General features: G+C 72.0%; 15 protein-coding genes. 2 read left to right on the top strand and 13 right to left on the bottom strand.

From position 1 onward, the window contains the following. Window positions 1-4: 4 nt before the first annotated feature. The 7 genes from ACGWYL_RS07030 to ACGWYL_RS07000 all read right to left on the bottom strand — a co-directional run bounded on the left by ACGWYL_RS07030 (window position 5) and on the right by ACGWYL_RS07000 (window position 9,549). On the bottom strand, window positions 5-751 hold the full coding sequence (locus ACGWYL_RS07030; protein ID WP_395486791.1) for an enoyl-CoA hydratase-related protein: 747 nt from the start codon (window positions 749-751) through the stop codon (window positions 5-7). Between the two features lie 16 nt (window positions 752-767). Next, window positions 768-1,931: an acyl-CoA dehydrogenase family protein gene (locus ACGWYL_RS07025; protein WP_179426963.1), complete on the bottom strand. Its 1,164-nt coding sequence runs from the start codon at window positions 1,929-1,931 to the stop codon at window positions 768-770. Then, window positions 1,928-3,838: a biotin carboxylase N-terminal domain-containing protein gene (locus ACGWYL_RS07020; protein ID WP_395486790.1), complete on the bottom strand. Its 1,911-nt coding sequence runs from the start codon at window positions 3,836-3,838 to the stop codon at window positions 1,928-1,930. Before ACGWYL_RS07020 ends, ACGWYL_RS07025 begins: the two co-directional genes overlap by 4 nt. Window positions 3,839-3,917: 79 nt before the next feature. Beyond that, window positions 3,918-5,516, bottom strand: a complete 1,599-nt coding sequence (locus ACGWYL_RS07015; RefSeq protein WP_179426966.1) for an acyl-CoA carboxylase subunit beta — start codon at window positions 5,514-5,516, stop codon at window positions 3,918-3,920. Beyond that, the gene (locus ACGWYL_RS07010; RefSeq protein WP_395486789.1) at window positions 5,513-6,571 is read right to left on the bottom strand and encodes a winged helix DNA-binding domain-containing protein; all 1,059 of its coding nucleotides are present in this window, start codon (window positions 6,569-6,571) and stop codon (window positions 5,513-5,515) included. The genes ACGWYL_RS07015 and ACGWYL_RS07010 overlap by 4 nt, the downstream gene beginning before the upstream one ends. 96 nt (window positions 6,572-6,667) lie before the next feature. Then, window positions 6,668-7,819 (bottom strand): acyl-CoA dehydrogenase family protein, encoded by a 1,152-nt coding sequence (locus ACGWYL_RS07005; RefSeq protein WP_395486788.1) that lies wholly within the window; start codon window positions 7,817-7,819, stop codon window positions 6,668-6,670. Further along, the gene (locus ACGWYL_RS07000) at window positions 7,816-9,549 is read right to left on the bottom strand and encodes an acyclic terpene utilization AtuA family protein (protein ID WP_395486787.1); all 1,734 of its coding nucleotides are present in this window, start codon (window positions 9,547-9,549) and stop codon (window positions 7,816-7,818) included. Before ACGWYL_RS07000 ends, ACGWYL_RS07005 begins: the two co-directional genes overlap by 4 nt. 111 nt (window positions 9,550-9,660) lie before the next feature. Here ACGWYL_RS07000 and ACGWYL_RS06995 point away from each other — a divergent pair, with 111 nt between their 5' ends. Then, window positions 9,661-10,053, top strand: coding sequence for a universal stress protein (locus tag ACGWYL_RS06995; RefSeq protein WP_269304762.1), 393 nt, complete (start codon window positions 9,661-9,663; stop codon window positions 10,051-10,053). A gap of 111 nt (window positions 10,054-10,164) precedes the next feature. Next, on the top strand, window positions 10,165-10,545 hold the full coding sequence (locus tag ACGWYL_RS06990; RefSeq protein ID WP_395486786.1) for a hypothetical protein: 381 nt from the start codon (window positions 10,165-10,167) through the stop codon (window positions 10,543-10,545). A gap of 1 nt (window position 10,546) precedes the next feature. On the opposite strand, the gene ACGWYL_RS06985 is transcribed toward ACGWYL_RS06990, so the two are convergent. Genes ACGWYL_RS06985 through ACGWYL_RS06960 form a run of 6 tightly spaced genes read right to left on the bottom strand, consistent with a single transcriptional unit; the run spans window position 10,547 to window position 17,305 of the window. Then, the gene (locus ACGWYL_RS06985; RefSeq protein ID WP_395486785.1) at window positions 10,547-12,013 is read right to left on the bottom strand and encodes an NAD-dependent succinate-semialdehyde dehydrogenase; all 1,467 of its coding nucleotides are present in this window, start codon (window positions 12,011-12,013) and stop codon (window positions 10,547-10,549) included. Window positions 12,014-12,015: 2 nt separating this feature from the next. Then, a complete protein-coding gene (locus ACGWYL_RS06980) occupies window positions 12,016-13,128 on the bottom strand; it encodes an alcohol dehydrogenase catalytic domain-containing protein (protein ID WP_395486784.1) in 1,113 nt (370 codons plus the stop codon). A 28-nt stretch (window positions 13,129-13,156) separates the two neighbouring features. Then, complete coding sequence (locus ACGWYL_RS06975; RefSeq protein ID WP_395486783.1) at window positions 13,157-13,921, bottom strand: enoyl-CoA hydratase/isomerase family protein; 765 nt, start codon at window positions 13,919-13,921, stop codon at window positions 13,157-13,159. Then, on the bottom strand, window positions 13,918-14,970 hold the full coding sequence (locus ACGWYL_RS06970) for an acyl-CoA dehydrogenase family protein (RefSeq protein WP_395486782.1): 1,053 nt from the start codon (window positions 14,968-14,970) through the stop codon (window positions 13,918-13,920). Before ACGWYL_RS06970 ends, ACGWYL_RS06975 begins: the two co-directional genes overlap by 4 nt. Continuing rightward, window positions 14,967-16,097: an acyl-CoA dehydrogenase family protein gene (locus ACGWYL_RS06965; RefSeq protein ID WP_395486781.1), complete on the bottom strand. Its 1,131-nt coding sequence runs from the start codon at window positions 16,095-16,097 to the stop codon at window positions 14,967-14,969. The genes ACGWYL_RS06970 and ACGWYL_RS06965 overlap by 4 nt, the downstream gene beginning before the upstream one ends. After that, complete coding sequence (locus tag ACGWYL_RS06960; RefSeq protein ID WP_395486780.1) at window positions 16,094-17,305, bottom strand: CaiB/BaiF CoA transferase family protein; 1,212 nt, start codon at window positions 17,303-17,305, stop codon at window positions 16,094-16,096. Before ACGWYL_RS06960 ends, ACGWYL_RS06965 begins: the two co-directional genes overlap by 4 nt. Between the last annotated feature and the right edge of the window lie 53 nt (window positions 17,306-17,358).

Here is a 17,358-nt window from a genome sequence, read left to right as displayed (position 1 = left end):
CGGGTCAGCGCTTGCGGGACAGGAACGCGAGCATCGCCTCGCGCGCCTCGTCGCTGCCGAAGAGGCGCGCCGACTGCTCGGCCAGCCGGTCGCCGAGGCGGTCGATCCGCTCGACGAGGTCGTGGTTGAGCAGCGCCTTCGTCTCGCGGAAGCCCTGCGGGTAGCCCTGGCCCAGGTCGTCCAGGACCGCCTGCAGACCGGTGTCGAGTGCGTCGTCCTCGACGACCCGCGTGACGAGGCCGATCTCGGCCGCCTCGGCGGCGTCGAAGGTGCGGCCGGTGAGGAAGAGGTCGGAGGCGGCCCGCGGGCTCAGCCGCGGCAGCAGCGACAGGCTGATCACCGCGGGGGCGAGCGCGAGTCGGACCTCGGTCAGCGCGAACGTCACCGACCGCGTGGCCAGCACGATGTCGGCCGCCCCGACGAGTCCGAGGCCGCCCGCGCGCACCGGGCCGCCCAGCACGACGACCACGGGCTTGGCGCTCGTGGCAATGCGGCGCTGGAGGCCGATCAGGGTGCTCGCCCCCTCCTGCATCGAGCCCTCGGCGGCCTCGGACAGGTCGGCTCCCGAGCAGAAGACGCGATGCGCCGAGCGCAGCACGATCACCTTCGCGTCGGCGTCGGACTCCGCGCTGTCGAGGTGCGCCCCCAGCTCGGTCACCAGCTGGCGGCTCAGGGCGTTGCGGTTGTGCTCGCTGTCGAGCGTGATCGTCGCGACGCCGTCCGCGACGTCGAGGTGGACGAGTTCGGTCATGGTGCTCCGTTCGGGCTCAGTAGGACTTCGGTAGGCCCAGCGAGAACTGGGCGACGAAGTTGAGGGCCATCTGCTTGCTGACCGGCGCGATGTTGGACAGCCGCGAGGACGCGAGCGCCTGGACGAGACCGTACTCGTTGGCCAGGCCGTTGCCGCCGTGCGTCTGGATCGCGGTGTCGACCGCCTTGGCCGCGGCGTCGCCGGCGGCGACCTTGGCCATGTTGGCGGCCTCGCCGGCGCCCATCAGATCCCCGGCAGCGTAGAGCGCGGCGGCCTTCTGGGTGAGCAGGCGGGTCATCTCGATGTCGATGTGCAGCTGCGCCAGCGGGTGCGCGATCGCCTGGTGCGCGCCGATCGGACGCCCCCACACGTCGCGGTCCTTGGCGTAGGCGACGGCCTTGTTCAGCGCCCAGCGCGCCGTGCCGGTGCCCATCGACGCCGCCATGATCCGCTCGGGGTTCAGCCCGGCGAACAGCTGCTCGAGGCCGGCGTCCTCGCTGCCGACGAGCGCGTCCGCGGGCAGCCGGATGTCGTCGAAGAACAGCGTGAACTGCTTCTCGGGGCTGGTCAGGCCCATGTCGATCTCCTGGGCGTTGAAGCCGTCGGAGTCGGTCGGGACCATGAACAGCGCCGGCTTGAGCTTGCCGCTCTTGGCGTCGGCGGTGCGGCCGACGACCAGCACGTGACTGGCCTCGTCGACGCCCGAGATGTACGTCTTGCCGCCCTTGAGGACCCAGCCGCCGTCCTCGGTCTTCGTCGCCGTCGTGACGAGGTTGTGCGAGTTCGACCCGGCATCCGGCTCGGTGATGCTGAAGGCGTAGGTCTCGGTGCCGTCGGCCAGGCCCGGCAGCCAGCGCTGCTTCTGCTCCTGCGTGCCGTACTGGGCGATGACCGTGCCGACGATCGCGGGCGAGACCACCATGAGCAGCAGCGGGCAGCCGGCGATCGCCAGCTCCTCGCAGACCGCGGCGAGGTCGCCGATGTCACCACCGCCGCCGCCGAACTCCTCGGGGATCGAGACGCCGAGGTAGCCGAGCTTGCCGGCCTCCGACCACAGCTCGGTGGTCTTGCGGCCCTCCTTCGCGGCCTCGTAGAAGTAGTGCTCGCCGTACTTGGCGCCCAGGGCCGCGACGGCCTTGCGCAGCTCGCGCCGCTCCTCGGACTCCGTGAAGTTGCTCATTCGCTCTCCTCCTCGATGACGGCGAGGACCGCTCCGGCCTCGACCTGCTGACCGACGCTCACGGCCAGGCCGCTGACGACGCCGTCGGAGGGCGCCGAGATGGTGTGCTGCATCTTCATCGCCTCGAGGACGACCACGGGGTCGCCCTTCGCGACGCGATCGCCGTCGGCGACCTTGACCGCGGTGACCGCCGCCGGCATCGGCGCCAGCAGCGAGCCCTCGGCCACCACGTCGGCCGGGTCGACGAAGCGCGGCACCGGCGTGAGGCTCGTCGAGCCCTCCGGGCCATCGACGTCCACGCGGCCGTCGGTCACCGCCACGAGGTAGCGGCGGGTCACGCCGTCGACCTCCAGCAGCACCTCGGCGCTCGCGTCACCGGTCTCGATCGAGACGACCGTGGCCCCGTCGACCGCGAGTCGTCCCTGCCGGCTGCCGTAGGCGACGGCCGGGTGGCCCTCGTACTCGCGCGTGAGCGGCTGGCTCGGCACGTTGCGGAACCCGGCCGGGATGCGGCTGAGCACCCGCGCCGAGGTCGCCGCAAGGCTCGCCTCGGCCAGCGCGGCCGCGACGGGGACCAGCGGGTCGCCGGCCTCGTCGCCGAACCATTCGCCGGCGTTCTCCTCCAGCATCGAGGTCCACAAGTCGGCCTCGCGCACCTGCTTCGCCTCGAGGATCTGGCGCAGCGCCGCCGCGTTCGTGGTCACGCCGTGGACGCGCGAGCGGCGCAGCGCGTCGACGAGGGTGCGCAGCGCCGTACCGCGGTCGGGACCGTGCGCGATGACCTTCGCGATCATCGCGTCGTAGTGGATGCCCACGACGCTGCCGACCTCGACGGCCGAGTCCACGCGGACCGAGTCGGGGAGCTCGAACGCGCGGATCGTGCCGGTCTGCGGAGACCAGTCGTCGGCGGGGTCCTCGGCGTAGAGGCGAACCTCGATCGCGTGGCCCCGCGGTGCGGAGACCTCGCCCGTGAGCGGCTGGCCCTCGGCGATCGCGATCTGCGCGGCGACGAGGTCGATGCCGTGCACCTCCTCGGTGACGGGGTGCTCCACCTGCAGGCGGGTGTTCATCTCGAGGAAGAACACGCGGTCGCCGTCGACGAGGAACTCCACCGTGCCGGCGCCGCGGTAGGCCACGGCCTCGGCGGCCTGGCGGGCGGCGGCGTGCAGCGTGGTGCGCGCCGTCTCGGAGAGGTTCGGCGCGGGCGCCTCCTCCACGACCTTCTGGTGGCGGCGCTGGATCGAGCAGTCGCGGTCGCCCACGGCCCAGACGGTGCCGTGCGTGTCGGCCAGGACCTGGACCTCCACGTGGCGGGCTCGCGGCAGGTAGGGCTCGACGAACACGGTGCCGTCGCCGAACGCCGACGCGGCCTCGGCCCTGGCCTTCTCGAGCTCGCCGGGGAGGTCCTCGAGCCGCTCGACGACGCGCATGCCGCGGCCGCCGCCGCCGGCGCTGGCCTTGACCAGCAGCGGCAGGTCGGACTCGGACACCGCGTCGACGTCGACCGAGAGGATCGGGACGTCCGCGGCGGCCATGATCTCCTTCGCGCGGATCTTGCTGCCCATCTGGTCGATGGACTCCGGGCTCGGGCCGATCCAGGTCAGGCCGGCGGCCTCGACGTCGCGGGCGAAGTCGGCGTTCTCCGACAGGAAGCCGTAGCCGGGGTGGATCGCGTCGGCACCGCTGCGGCGCGCGGCCTCGATGACGAGGTCGCCGCGCAGGTACGTGTCCGACGGTGCGCTGCCCGGCAGTCGCACCGCGACGTCAGCCTCGGCCACGAACGGCATGCCGGCGTCGGCGTCCGAGAAGACCGCGACGGTCTCGATCCCGAGCTCACGACACGTGCGGAACACGCGCCGCGCGATCTCGCCACGGTTGGCGACCAGGACCTTGCGAATCGTGCTCAACGGGGGCCTCCTGACGGGGACGGAACGAACGATGATGCATTCGGGTACTGGATCGGGGCCAAGGGCCTCATCGTTCGTCTCACAGGCGGAACACCCCGTAGCCCCGCGCGCCCTCGACGGGCGCGTTGGCGATCGCGGACAGGCAGATGCCGAGGATCGTGCGGGTGTCGCGCGGGTCGATGACGCCGTCGTCGTAGCCCAGGCCGCTCGTGAAGTACGCGAGCGACTGCTCCTCGATCTGCGCCTCGACGAGGTCCTTGATGCCCTGGAACCCCTCGGCGTCGAACACCTGGCCCTTCGACTCGGCCGACTGCCGCGCGACGATCTCCATCACGCCGGCCAGCTGCGCCGGGCCCATCACGGCCGACTTAGCGCCGGTCCAGCTGAACATGAACCGCGGGTCGTACGCGCGTCCGCTCATGCCGTAGTGGCCGGCGCCGTACGACGCGCCCATCACGATCGAGATGTGCGGGACCTTGCTGTTCGAGACCGCGTTGATCATCTGCGCGCCGTGCTTGATGATGCCGCCCTGCTCGTACTCCGCGCCGACCATGTAGCCCGTGGTGTTGTGCAGGAACAGCAGCGGCGTGTCGGTCTGGTTGGCCAGCTGGATGAACTGCGCGGCCTTCTGCGCCTCCTGGCTGAACAGCACGCCCTGGGCGTTGGCCAGGATGCCGATCGGGTAGCCGTGCAGCTGCGCGAAGCCGGTGACCAGGCTCTGGCCGTAGAGCGGCTTGAACTCGTCGAACTCGCTGCCGTCGACGAGGCGCGCGATGACCTCGCGGGGGTCGAACGGCACCTTCAGGTCGGTGGGCACGATGCCCAGCAGCTCCTCGGGGTCGAGCACGGGCTCGGCGTAGACCGAGGCCGGCACGGGGCCGGCCTTGCGCCAGTTGATGCGGCGGATGATCTGGCGACCGAGGCGGATCGCGTCGCGCTCGTCCACGGCGAGGTAGTCGGCCAGGCCGGACTGCTTCGCGTGCATCTGCGCGCCGCCCAGCGACTCGTCGTCGGACTCCTCGCCGGTGGCCATCTTCACCAGCGGCGGGCCGCCGAGGAACACCTTCGCGCCGCCGTCGACCATGACGACGTAGTCGCTCATGCCGGGCACGTAGGCGCCGCCGGCGGTGGAGTTGCCGAACACGAGGGCCACCGTGGGGCGCCGGTCCTCGCTGGCGTTCGTGATGTTGCGGAAGCTGGCGCCGCCGGGGATGAAGATGTCCTTCTGCGTGGGCAGGTCGGCGCCACCGGACTCGACGAGGTTGATCGTCGGCAGCCGGTTCTCCGCGGCGATCTGCGCGGCGCGGAAGCCCTTCTTGACCGTGACGGGGTTCGACGAGCCGCCCTTCACGGTGGGGTCGTTCGCGATGATCATGCACTCGACGCCCTCGACGACGCCGATGCCGGTGATGATCGAGCCGCCCACGGTGAAGTCGGTGCCCCAGCCGGCCAGCGCGCCGAGCTCGAGGAACGGGGAGTCCTGGTCGACGAGCAGCTCGATGCGCTCGCGCGCGGTGAGCTTGCCCCGCTGGTGGTGTCGCGCGACGTACTTCTCGCCGCCACCGGCCAGCGCCTTGGCGTGCTGCTCCCCGAGGTCGGCCACGCGCTCGAGGGCGGCCTCCCGGTTCTCCCGGTAGGCGGCCGTCGTCGGGTCGACGGCGGTCCTGACACTGCTCATGCGGGGTCCTTCCACTGCAGGTCGACAGGGATGTCGAGGTGGTCGATGAAGGCGAGCGCATCGGCGTCGATGCGGTCGCGGTCGGCGCGGGTCAGGGCCCGCACGGGGGTGATCTCGAAGAGGCCGTTGCCGTCCTTGCGCTTGGGCTTGGGCTTGAGGCTGCGCCACGTCGCGGCGACCACGCCGTCGAGCAGGACGAGGTTGCCGCCCCACACGTCGATCGTGCCGCCGCCCGCGATCGGGACCTGGCAGTGCGAGCGGTCCTGGTAGGCGATCACGAGCTCGTCGAAGAGGCTGAGGATGAACGCCGTGCCGTCGGAGGTCGTCGGGGCGACCTCGTCGACCTCGACCTGCTCGAACGCGCGCTTCGCGTCGGTGAGGGTGAGGCCCGCCCACCACGCGAAGTCGCGGGCAGTGGCGGGCGCGTGGCCGGCGAGGTACATCGTCGCGAGGCGGACCAGCGCCTCCTCGCGGTCGAGCTCGACCGTCGGGATGCGCGAGGCGAAGGGGACGAACGTGTCCCAGCTGCCGCGGCGCGGGCCCGTGGTGACGACCTTGTCGAGCTCGGCGCTGACGGTGATGTGTCCGAGCGCCTGGCCCTTGAGCTCGACGCCACGCTCGGCGAGGGCAGCGCCGATCTCCTTGCGGGTCAGCGGCCCCTCGGCCGACTCGACGATCTCGCCGACGAGGCCGACCAGACGGTCGCGGTCGTCGAGTACACCGGTGGCGCGCATCTGCGGCCGCGACTGCGCGCGGATGCGGTCGGCGGTCAGGTCGAGCATCCAGCCGAGGTCCTCGATCCGGACGACGTGCCAGGTCGGGCGCAGCACGTGGTGGCGGACGAGACGGCCCTCGGCGATCTCGGCCGCGATCGCGTCGCGCGCAGGGCGGTCGTGGGTGCGACGCGCGAGCGACCACAGCGAGTCCTCGAACTCCTGGAACTGCACCGCGCCGAGCGTGCCGACGCACGACACGAGGTCGGGGAACGGCTCCCCGACCAGTCGCTGCCGCGCCATCCGCTCCCCGCGGACCTCGGCCGGGCTCACGTCGCCCACCCCTCTGCACTCTTGGAACGGTTTGCACGCTTTCGCGGCGCTAGAGCGTGCAACGCGTTCCAGAAAAGGGTGGCGGGCGGGCGCTCGACGGACACGTCAGTACCCCAGCAGCTTCGCGGCGAGGTCCTTCATGACCTCGGTGGCGCCGCCACCGATGCCCAGGATCCGCGCGTCGCGGTAGTGGCGGTCGATCTCGGACTCGCGCATGTAGCCCATGCCGCCGAAGATCTGGACGGCCTCGTGCACCACGAACTCGACGCAGGCGACGGCCTCGTTCTTGGCCACGACGGCGTCGAGGATCAGGGTCGGGTCGGACTTCGAGGTGTCGACCGCCCGCTCGACGACCCCACGCGTCAGCGCGCGGGCGGCCGCGGTGCGCGAGTGCATCTCGACCAGCTTGTGGCGGATCACCTGCCGCGCGATGAGCGGCTTGCCGAAGGTCTCGCGCTCCTTCGCGTAGGCGACGGCGAGGTCGAGCGCGCGCTGCGCGGTCGCGTACGCCTGCGTGGCGAGGTTGATCCGCTCACCCACGAACTGCTGCGCGATGTAGTAGAAGCCGGCGTTCTCGTCGCCGACGAGGTTCTCCGCCGGCACGCGGACGTCCTCGAAGGAGAGCTCGGCGGTGTCCGAGCAGTGCCAGCCCATCTTGCGCAGGCTGCGGCCCACGGTGAACCCGGGCGTGCCCTTCTCGATGACGAGCAGGCTGATGCCGCCGTGTCCCTCACCGCCGGTGCGGACGGCGGTGGTGACGAAGTCGGCGCGGACGCCGCTCGTGATGAACGTCTTGGCGCCGTTGACGACGAAATGGTCGCCGTCGCGCACGGCCCTCGTGCGGATGCCCGCGACGTCGGAGCCGCCGCCGGGCTCGGTGACGCCGAGCGAGCCGATCATCTCGCCCGCGAGCGTGGGCCGGACGTACCGGTCGATGAGGTCGGTGTTGCCCGAGTCGATGATGTGGGGCGTCGCGATCGAGTGCGTGAAGAGACTCGCCTGCAGGCCGGTGGAGCCGCCCGCGGACATGATCGCCTCGGTGGCGATGCAGGAGTCGATCATGTCGCCGCCGTCGCCGCCGACCTCCTCGGGAAAGCCGATCGCGAGGAAGCCGGCCTTCGCGGTGGTGCGGTGGAGGTCGCGCGGGAGCTCGCCGTCGTCCTCCCACTGCGCGAGGTGCGGCACGATCTCGGCGCGCGTGAAGTCCTCCACGGCGGTGCGGAGCGCGTCGCGCTCGGGGGTGTTCCAGGCGTTCATGCGAGCAGCTCCTCCGGGATGGTGACGACGCGGGCGCGCAGCCACTCGCCGAGCGCCTTGGCCTGCGGGTCGAAGCGGGTCGACGAGGCGACGCCCTCGCCGAGCAGGCCGTGCAGGACGACGTTCAGGCCGGCCAGGTTCGGCAGTGGGTGGACCTCGATCTCCAGGTCCGTTGTTTCCGGGAGGAGCTCGCGGAGGCGGTCCTCGGTGAGGAAGCCCGCGAGCCAGGCGTAGGCCTCGTCGCGGCGCGGGTGCGTCGACGGGATCCACACGCCGACGTTCGCGTTGCCGCCCTTGTCGCCCGACCGGGCGTGCACGAGGCGGCCGAGTGGCGCCCGGGCCCCCTCTCCACTCTTGGAGCGCGTTGCACCGCTCTCGCGCCCAGAAGCGTTCAGATCGTTCCACAAGTAGTCGGCGGGGGCGGCGGTGACGGAGGGCGGCGCGACGTCGGCGCGGGAGCCGTCGGCGTGGACGACGACGTGCGGGACCTCGGCCTGCGGCACGTAGGCAGCGCGGTAGATGCCGTAGGGCGCGCCGCGTCCGGGCGGCGCGGTCATCGTGAAGCCCGGGTACGAGGCCAGCGCGACCTCGACCGCGGCGCCGCTGAACGCGCGGCCGACCTTGTCCTGGTCGGCGTCCTTCACGTGGCAGCGCAGCATCGCGGCGGCCTCGGGCTGGGACGTGGGATCGGTCTTGTCGGTGCGGGCGAGGTCCCAGACCAGCTCGGCCGGCGGGTCGGTGAGCGCGGCCTCGATCTGCGCCTTCACCCACGCGGCCTTGTCCTCGATGTCGAGTCCGGTCAGCACGAACTCGACGCTGTTGCGGAAGCCGCCGAACGCGTTGAGGCAGACCTTCGTGGTCGCCGGGGGCGCGCCGCCGCGGACACCCGAGATCCGCACGCGGTCGTCGCCGTCGGGAGCGAGCTCGATGCTGGTCAGGTCGACGACGACGTCGGGGTTCAGGTAGTGCTGGTCCTGGATCTCGTAGACGAGCTGCGCCGTGACGGTGTCGACCGTGACCGCTCCCCCGGTGTTCGCGTGCTTCGTGATGACGACGACGCCGTCCTCGCCGATCTCGGCGATCGGGAAGCCGAGCGGCCGGCTGGTGTCGATGTCGCGGAAGCCGCTGAAGTTGCCGCCCGTGGCCTGCGCGCCGCACTCGATGACGTGCCCGGCGACGACGGCACCGGCGAGGCGGTCGAAGTCCTCGCGGCCCCAGCCGAGCTCGGCGATCGCGGGGCCGACCACGACGGAGGCGTCGGTGACGCGCCCCGTGACGACGATGTCGGCTCCGGCCTTCAGGGCCTCGGCGATGCCGAACGCGCCGAGGTAGGCGTTGGCGGTGAGCGCGTCGCCGAAGCCGAGCTCGGCCGATCGCGCGAGCAGGTCGTCGCCCTTGACGTGGGCCACCGCGACCTCGAGGCCCTGCTCGGCGGCGACGTCACGAATCGCGGCGGCGAGGCCGGCGGGGTTGAGGCCGCCCGCGTTCGCGACGATCCTCACGCCCTGCTCCTGCGCGAGGGCGAGGTTCTCGGTGAGCTGCTTGAGGAAGGTCTTCGCGTAGCCGAGGTCGGCGCTCTTCATCCGGTCGCGGCCGAGGATCAGCATCGTCAGCTCGGCCAGGTAGTCGCCGGTCAGGTAGTCGAGCTCGCCGCCCTCCAGCATCTCGCGCATCGCCGAGAAGCGATCGCCGTAGAAGCCGGAGCAGTTGCCGACACGAAGGGTGCGCACCCGACCAGTGTCGTGCCTCACATAGAAACAGTCAAGCCTGATTGTAAGTGCCTTTGCCCGCGACCCAGCGCGGTGCATACACTTGGGTATACGTATCGCGAAAGGTGCCCCATGACCGTCCTCCTCTCCTACACCCCGACCCCGCAGGGTGAGGCCGCCGTTCCCGTGGCGATCCGCCAGGCAGAGCTGCGACAGGTGCCGCTCGTCGTGCTGAACGTCGTCCGCGGCGGTGCCCTCGTCGAGTCGACGGCCACTCCCTCGGAGGACCTGGAGAAGATCGTCGCCCGCGCCCGCGAGGCCGGCGTCGAAGCGACGGCCGCTCAGGTCCAGGAGGACGACGTCGTCACCGGCGTGCTCCAGTCGGTCGACGCCCACGACGCCGAGCTCCTCGTCCTCGGCCTCCGCCGCCGCTCCCCCGTGGGCAAGCTGCTCATGGGCAGCATCGCGCAGCGCCTCCTGCTGGAGGCGCCCTGCGAGGTCCTCACCGTCAAGCCCTCCGCCTGACCAACCTCGCGACTTCACGAGGTTTCCTGTCACTTCACGAGGGTTGCGAACCTCGTGAAGTGACAGTTTCCCCGGTTAACCGGGGAAACTGTCACCCTCTAGGCTCGCGCCATGGTGACGACCGCCGCGGCAGCGGCCTGCGTGGTCCTGGCGGCGCTCGCGGTGTTCCAGGTGGCCCTGGCGCTGGGTGCGCCGATCGGTCGGTTCGCGTGGGGCGGCCAGCACGAGGTCCTGCCGACGCGCCTGCGGATCGGAAGCGCGGTGTCCGTCGTGCTCTACGCCGCGATCGGCGCGATCCTGCTCGCCCGCGCGGGCGCGATCTCGATCGGCCTGTCCGACCGCGCGGTGGAGATCGCCGCATGGGTCGTCACGGGCTACTTCGCGCTCGGCGTCCTCATGAACGCGATCTCGCGCAGCAGGCCGGAGCGCCTCCTGATGACGCCGACCTGCGCCGTGCTGGCCGCACTCTCGGCCGTGGTCGCGACCTCGTGACTCAGCGGGCGATGCCCACGTACTGGTGCTCGAGGTACTCGTCGATGCCCTCGCGGCCACCCTCGCGGCCGAGGCCCGAGTGCTTCACGCCGCCGAACGGCGCGGCCGGGTCGGACACGACGCCGGCGTTCACGCCGAGCATGCCGAACTGCAGCCGCGGCGCGACGCGCATGACGCGCTCCAGGTCGGGCGTGTAGACGTAGCCCACGAGTCCGTACTCGGTCGAGTTCGCCAGCGCGACGGCCTCGTCCTCGTCGGAGAACACCTGCACCGGCGCGACCGGGCCGAAGATCTCCTCGGTGACGACCCGCGCCTCGGCGGAGACGCCCGCCAGCACCGTGGCCGGGTAGAAGTGGCCGGGACCGTCGGGCAGGTCGCCGCCCACCACGACCCGCGCGCCGCGCTCGACGGCGTCGGTCACGAGGCCGTGCACGCGCACGCGGCTGCGGTCGTCGATCAGCGGGCCGAGGTCGGTCGACGGCTCGTCGCCGGCGCCCACCCTCAACGCACCCATGCGCGCGGCGAACCTCTCGACGAACTCGTCGTGCACGTCGCGGTGGACGAGGAAGCGGTTGGCCGCCGTGCAGGCCTCGCCGATGTTGCGGGTCTTGGCCGCGATCGCGCCCTCGACGGCCGCGTCCAGGTCGGCGTCCTCGAACACGATGAACGGCGCGCTGCCGCCGAGCTCCATCGAGCAGCGCAGCACGCCCTCGGCGGCCTGCGCCAGCAGCGCCTTGCCCACCGGCGTGGAGCCCGTGAACGAGAGCTTGCGCAGGCGCAGGTCGGACAGCAGCGGACCGGCGGTGGCCGCGGGATCGGTGGTGGTCAGCACGTTGATGACGCCGGCCGGGACGCCGACCTCCTCGAAGACCTTCGCCACGGCGAGGGTGGTCAGGGGCGTCAGCTCGGCGGGCTTCACGATCGTGGTGCAGCCGGCCGCGAGGGCGGGACCGAGCTTGCGGGTGGCCATCGCGAGCGGGAAGTTCCACGGCGTGATGAGCAGCGAGGGGCCCACCGGACGGCGGTCGACCATCATCTGCAGCTTGCCCGACGGCAGCGTGCCGTAGCGCCCGTCGATGCGCACGGCCTCCTCGGAGAACCAGCGCAGGAACTCGGCACCGTACGCGACCTCGCCGCGCGCCTCGGCCAGCGACTTGCCCATCTCGGCCGTGATCAGCCGGGCGAAGTCGTCGGCGTGAGCGGTGATGAGGTCGAACGCGCCGCGCAGGATGTCGGCACGCTCGCGCGGAGTGGTGGCGCCCCACGCGGCCTGGGCGGCATCGGCGGCGGCGAGGGCGGCCTGGCCGTCGGCGGCAGTGCCCTCGGCGACCTCGGTGATGACCTTGCCCGTGGCGGGGTCCTCCACCGCGAACGTGGCGCCACCGGACGCGGGGGTCCAGCGGCCGTCGAGGTAGAGGTCGGCCGTGCGGCCGGCGAGCAGGGAGTCGATGAACTCGGCGACGCTCACGGTCACTCCTGGGTGAAGTCGATGATCTGGCGCAGCTCGGACCCGTCGGCGAGGTCGTCCATGGCGCGGTTGATGTCGTCGAGCGCGATCGTCGAGCTGACGAGGTGCTCCAGCGGCAGCTGGCCGGCGCGCCACATGTCGACGAAGACGGGGATGTCGCGCTTCGGGACGGCCGAGCCGAGGTAGCTGCCGACGAGCGTCTTGCCCTCGGCGACGAGGGCGAGCGGCGACAGCTCGATCGTGTCGTCGGGTGCGGGCAGGCCCACGGTGATCGTCTTGCCGCCCGGCGCGGTGAGGGCGATCGCCGAGGCGAACACCCGGCCGCTGCCGACGGCCTCGATCACGGCGTCGGCCTTGAAACCGGAGGCGGCGGCCTCGTCGGGGGTCAGCGCCTCGTGGACGCCGGCTTGGAGCGCGGCCGCGCGCTTGTGGTCGAGCGGGTCGATGCCGACGACGCGCACGCCCTCGTAGGACAGCGCGGTCAGCGCGGCCGCGAGGCCGACGCCGCCGAGGCCCACGACCGCCACGGTCTGGCCCGGCCTCGGCTTCGCGACGTTGATGACGGCGCCGCCGCCGGTGAGCACGGCGCAGCCGAGGACGGCCGCCACGTTCGGCGGCACGTCGTCCTCGACGGGGACGAGCGAGCGGTGGTCGACCACGGCGTGCGTGGCGAAGCCCGAGACGCCGAGGTGGTGCGTGACGGGCGAGCCGTCGCGGCTCAGCCGGCTGCCACCGGCGAGCAGCTCACCGCCGCCGTTGGCCACCGAGCCCGGCACGCACGGCGCCATGCCGTCGGTGGCGCAGCCGGCGCACTCGCCGCAGCGCGGGAGGAAGGTCATGATGACGCGCTGGCCGACCGCGAGGTCCGTGACCTCGGCGCCCACCTGCTCGATCCGACCGGCGGCCTCGTGGCCGAGCAGCATCGGGACGGGACGCGGTCGCTTGCCGTCGACGACGGAGAGGTCGGAGTGGCACACCCCGGCGGCCTCGACCCGGACCAGCACCTCGGTGGGCCCGGGCTCGGCGAGGTCGAGCTCGGCCACCTGCAGCGGGCGGGACTGGTCGAACGGGCTGGGAGCCCCGATGGACTCCAGGACGGCGCCACGAATCTTCACTTCTGCTCCTCGTCGTTCGGGGGGACGATCAACGGCCGGTGAACACGGCGTCGCGACGCTCGAGGTTCGCACTGATGCCTTCGGCGCAGTCCTCGGTCCGCCACAGCCACGTCTGCTCGCTGATCTCGTGGTCCAGGACCTGGGCCACGTCGTCGGCGAGCGACCCACGCAGGGTCTTGCGCATGGACGCTACCGCGAGCGGCGCCCGGCTGGCGATGGTGTCCGCCAGCGCGATCGCGGCGTCGCGGATCTGGTCCGGCTCGACGAGCTCGTCGACGAGGCCGATCTCGAACGCCTCGGTGCCGGTCAGGCGGGCCGAGGTCAGCAGCAGCCGCGAGGCCTGCTGCTCGCCGACGATGCGCGGCAGCGACACGCTCAGGCCGAAGCCCTGGTGGAAGCCGAGGGCGGAGAAGTTCGCGTGGAAGCGGCTCGTGTCGGCGGCCACGCGGAAGTCGGCTGCGCACGCGAGCCCGAGGCCGCCGCCGACGGCGGACCCCTGCACGGCGGCGACCACGGGGATCGGGATGGTGAACATGCGGGCGGCGGCGGCGTAGATGCGTCGCGAGGACTCCACGCGGGCCTCCGCCATGTCGCCCTCGGCGAAGTTCGCGCCGGCGCAGAAGTGCTTGCCCGCGGAGGCCAGCACGATGGCACGCACGCCCTCCTCGGCCAGTGCGATGCCGGTGTCGGCGAGGAAGGTCAGCACCTCGACGTCGAAGTAGTTCGTCGGCGGTCGGTTCACCTCCAGGATCGCGATGTGGCCCTGGCGGATGACGTTCACGGCGTCGGTCATGCGACGACTCCTTCTTCACGGTGGCGGGCGATCAGCCCGGAGAGGGACGGGGCCTCGAGCGCCCAGCCGGCGACGGCGTCCTCGACGTCGGTCTGCGACTGCCAGCGCTGGCGCCACGCCTGGACACGGCGGGTGAGGAACTGCAGGGCGTACTCGCGCGTCATGCCGATCGCGCCGTGCGCCTGGTGCGCCGAGCGGGCGCCCTGCACGGCGTTCTGCGCGGTGACGGCGGCGGTGGCCAGCACCTCGAACTCGCCACCGCCGATGGACAGCGCGCCGGCGGCGCGGTCGACGCAGACCTGCGACATCTCGGCGGCCTGAGCCAGCGTGACGACGTGCAGCTGCACGGACTGGAACGAGCCGACGGGCTTGCCGAACTGGTGGCGCTCGGCGGTGTAGGACTGCGTGAGCTCGAACATCGCGCGGGTGAGGCCGGCGAGCACGGCGCTGCGCAGCAGGAGGGCGCGACGCCGCACGTCCTCGGCCGTCACCGACAGCGGCGCGACCACGACGGGCGCGTCCGAGGCGACGACGGTCGGGACGGGCGTGCCGTCGATGTCGGCGTGCGGCTCGAGAATGGCGTCGGCGGGACGCAGCACGGCCACGACGTCGGCGCCGTCGGACTCGGCGAGCACCACGACGGCGGAGGCATCGCCCGCGAACGCGACCTCGGGGAGGGTCGCGGTCAGGCGGTCGCCCGAGACCTCGACCGTCTCGGTCAGCCCGGACACGGTCAGCGGACCCTCGATGCGATCGAGGCCGGCCTGCGCCACGAGCCACGCGGCGAGGTGGTGCTCGACGAACGGCGCGGGGGTGGCCCGGCGTGCAGCCTCGGCGACGAGCGCCACGAGGTCGGCCAGCGAGCCGCCGGCACCCCCGCGCTCCTCGTCGATGCCGATCCACGGCAGGTCGAGCGACTCGGCCTTCTTCCACACGTCGGCGGCGTACGTGCCGGCGCGCTCGGCCTCCTCGACGACCACGGGGGTCACCTCGGTGGCGAAGAAGTCCTCCAGCATGTCCCGCAGATCGGGGTCGACTTCGGTGCTCATGCGTTCTTCCTCAATCCCTTGGAGATGACCGAGCGGAGGATCTCGTTCGTGCCGCCGCGGATGGTCCAGGCCGGCGCGACCTGGACGGCCGTCGCGAGCAGGCGCTCGTACGGATCGTCCGAGTCGGGGCGCGGCGTGCGGCCCCATCGGCGCACCATCAGGTCGGTGCAGTCCTGCTCGAAGCGCGTCGCCATCTCCTTGATGAGCGCGGCCTCGGTGACGGGGTACTGCCCGGCGTCGACCATGCGCGCGACGGCGAGCGACATGCCGCGGAACGCCCAGGCGCGGGCGGTCAGCGCGCCGAGCTCGGCCGCGTGGCCGCCCGGACGCTGCGCCTCCTGGCGCACCCAGCGGTCGAGCAGCGCCATGACACTCATCCAGCGGTCGACGCCGCCGCGCTCGAGCGCGAGCTCGCCGGTGTTCTGCGACCAGCCCGCGCCGACCTCGCCGAGGCGGCGGTCGTCGGGCACGAAGACGTCGACGAACGAGAGCTCGCAGAAGTCCTTGGTGCCGTCGATGAACTCGATCGGCGAGACGGTCAGGCCGGGCGTGTGGCGGTCGATGATGAACTGCGTCATGCCGCGGTGGCGGTCCTCCGACGTGCGCAGCAGCGCCACGATGTGCGTGGCCGTGTACGCGCCGGTGGTCCAGATCTTCGTGCCGTTGATGCGCCAGCCGCCGTCGACCTGCTCGGCACGGGTGCGCACCGACGCCAGGTCGGAGCCGGAGTCGGGCTCGCTCATGCCGATGGAGAAGGAGTACTCACCCGACGCGATGCCCGGCAGGAACGTCTCCTTCTGCCACTCGGTGCCGTTCACCGCGATGCCCGGACCGAACTGGCGGTCGGCGATCCAGTGGTAGCCCACCGGGGCGCCGCGAGCCAGCAGCTCCTCGACCACGACGAGGCGGTCCACCGCGGTGCGGCCGTGGCCGCCGTACTCACGGGGCAGGGACATGCCGATCCAGCCCTGCGCGCCGAGGTCGCGCGAGAACTCGGGGTCGACGGCGCCGCCCATGCCCAGGCCCAGCGGGTACGAGCCCTCGGGCAGGCGCTCGTCCAGCCACTCGCGCACCTCCTGCTTGAGCGCGCGCTCGGCGGGCGACAGCTCGGTCGCGGTCAGTCTCATGCCAGCCCCTTGACCGTGTCGGACTCCCCCGCACCGGACGGCCGGCCGGCGACGGAGTGGACGAGCTCGTCCAGGACTTCGGTGGTGTGCTCGCCGATGAGCGGCGCGGGACGCCGCACGCTGGCGGGCGTCTTCGAGAAGTTCGCGAGCTGCGGGATCACGCGCCAGCCTCCGGCGGTGGGGTGCTGCGCGATCTCGAGGTCGTCGATGAGGTCCTGCAGGCTCGCCACGCGGGTGGCGGGGATGCCGACCACGCGGCAGAACTCCAGCCACTCCTCGGTGGTGCGCTGCGGCGCGACCTTGCGGACGTCGCGGTAGAGCGAGTCGGAGTGGATCAGCGTGGCGCGCTGGTCGACGTAGCGGGGATCGGACTCGGCCCCCTCGACGCCGGCCTCGGCGAACAGCTGCGCGTAGTGGCGCGGCAGGTAGGGGAAGAGGTGCACCATCCCGTCCTTGGTCGGGTGCGGGCGGCGCTCGGGCGAGAGCACGCGCGGGTAGCCCGAGGCCGGGCGGCCCTCGTCGTTCACGGGCGGCTCGGCGATCGCGCCGCTGCCGTGCTCGGCGAGCATGAACGCCGCGGTGGCCTGCTGCATCGGCACCTCGATGTGCTGGCCCTCGCCGGTGCGCTCGCGGTGGAAGAGGGCGGCGCTGATGGCCTGCGCCATGACGAGGCCGCACACCTTGTCGGCGAAGATCGTGGGCAGCAGCGAGGGGGTGCCGGTGACGCGCTCGACCATGTCGGCGACGCCGCTGGCGGCCTGGATGATGTCGTCGTACGCAGGCTCCTCGGAGCGGTCGCTGGCCAGCGGGAAGCCCTGGGCCTGGCAGTAGACGAGGTCGGGGCGCAGCTGCTTGAGCGAGTCGTAGTCGAGGCCCAGGCGCGTCAGCACCTGCGGGCGCATCGTGGCGACGACGACGTCGCACTGCGGGACGAGCTCGACGATGATGCGCCGGCCCTCCTCGGACTTGAGGTCGATGTCGATCGAGCGCTTGTTGCGCAGCAGGTTGAGCGCGATGCCCGAGAGCTCCTTGTGGGGGCCGGGGCCCATCACGCGGTTGGTGTCGCCACCGGGCGCCTCGACGAGGATCACGTCGGCGCCCTGGTCGGCCAGCACCTGGGTGGCCAGGGGGCCCATGACGACACGCGTCAGGTCCAGGACACGGACGCCTGAGAAGGGTCCTGAGGGAGGGGTGTCCTCAGCGGCCATCGTGTTCGCCTTTCGTGGGGTACCGAAGTTCATGCATGAATGTATACTATTGT

It is taken from the genome of Aeromicrobium sp. JJY06 (assembly GCF_044069275.1).
Lineage (GTDB): Bacteria > Actinomycetota > Actinomycetes > Propionibacteriales > Nocardioidaceae > Aeromicrobium > Aeromicrobium tamlense.
Note: the sequence above shows the minus strand (reverse complement) of the source record. Positions and strands in the feature narration are given on the sequence as shown.

Coding starts and splice junctions, on each gene's coding strand:
- ACGWYL_RS07015 (WP_179426966.1), bottom strand. CDS start 5,516: ATGAGCAGTGTCAGGACCGCCGTCGACCCGACGACGGCCGCCTACCGG.
- ACGWYL_RS06990 (WP_395486786.1), top strand. CDS start 10,165: ATGGTGACGACCGCCGCGGCAGCGGCCTGCGTGGTCCTGGCGGCGCTC.
- ACGWYL_RS06965 (WP_395486781.1), bottom strand. CDS start 16,097: ATGAGACTGACCGCGACCGAGCTGTCGCCCGCCGAGCGCGCGCTCAAG.
- ACGWYL_RS06975 (WP_395486783.1), bottom strand. CDS start 13,921: ATGACCGACGCCGTGAACGTCATCCGCCAGGGCCACATCGCGATCCTG.
- ACGWYL_RS07030 (WP_395486791.1), bottom strand. CDS start 751: ATGACCGAACTCGTCCACCTCGACGTCGCGGACGGCGTCGCGACGATC.
- ACGWYL_RS07025 (WP_179426963.1), bottom strand. CDS start 1,931: ATGAGCAACTTCACGGAGTCCGAGGAGCGGCGCGAGCTGCGCAAGGCC.
- ACGWYL_RS06970 (WP_395486782.1), bottom strand. CDS start 14,970: ATGAGCACCGAAGTCGACCCCGATCTGCGGGACATGCTGGAGGACTTC.
- ACGWYL_RS06960 (WP_395486780.1), bottom strand. CDS start 17,305: ATGGCCGCTGAGGACACCCCTCCCTCAGGACCCTTCTCAGGCGTCCGT.
- ACGWYL_RS07005 (WP_395486788.1), bottom strand. CDS start 7,819: ATGAACGCCTGGAACACCCCCGAGCGCGACGCGCTCCGCACCGCCGTG.
- ACGWYL_RS06995 (WP_269304762.1), top strand. CDS start 9,661: ATGACCGTCCTCCTCTCCTACACCCCGACCCCGCAGGGTGAGGCCGCC.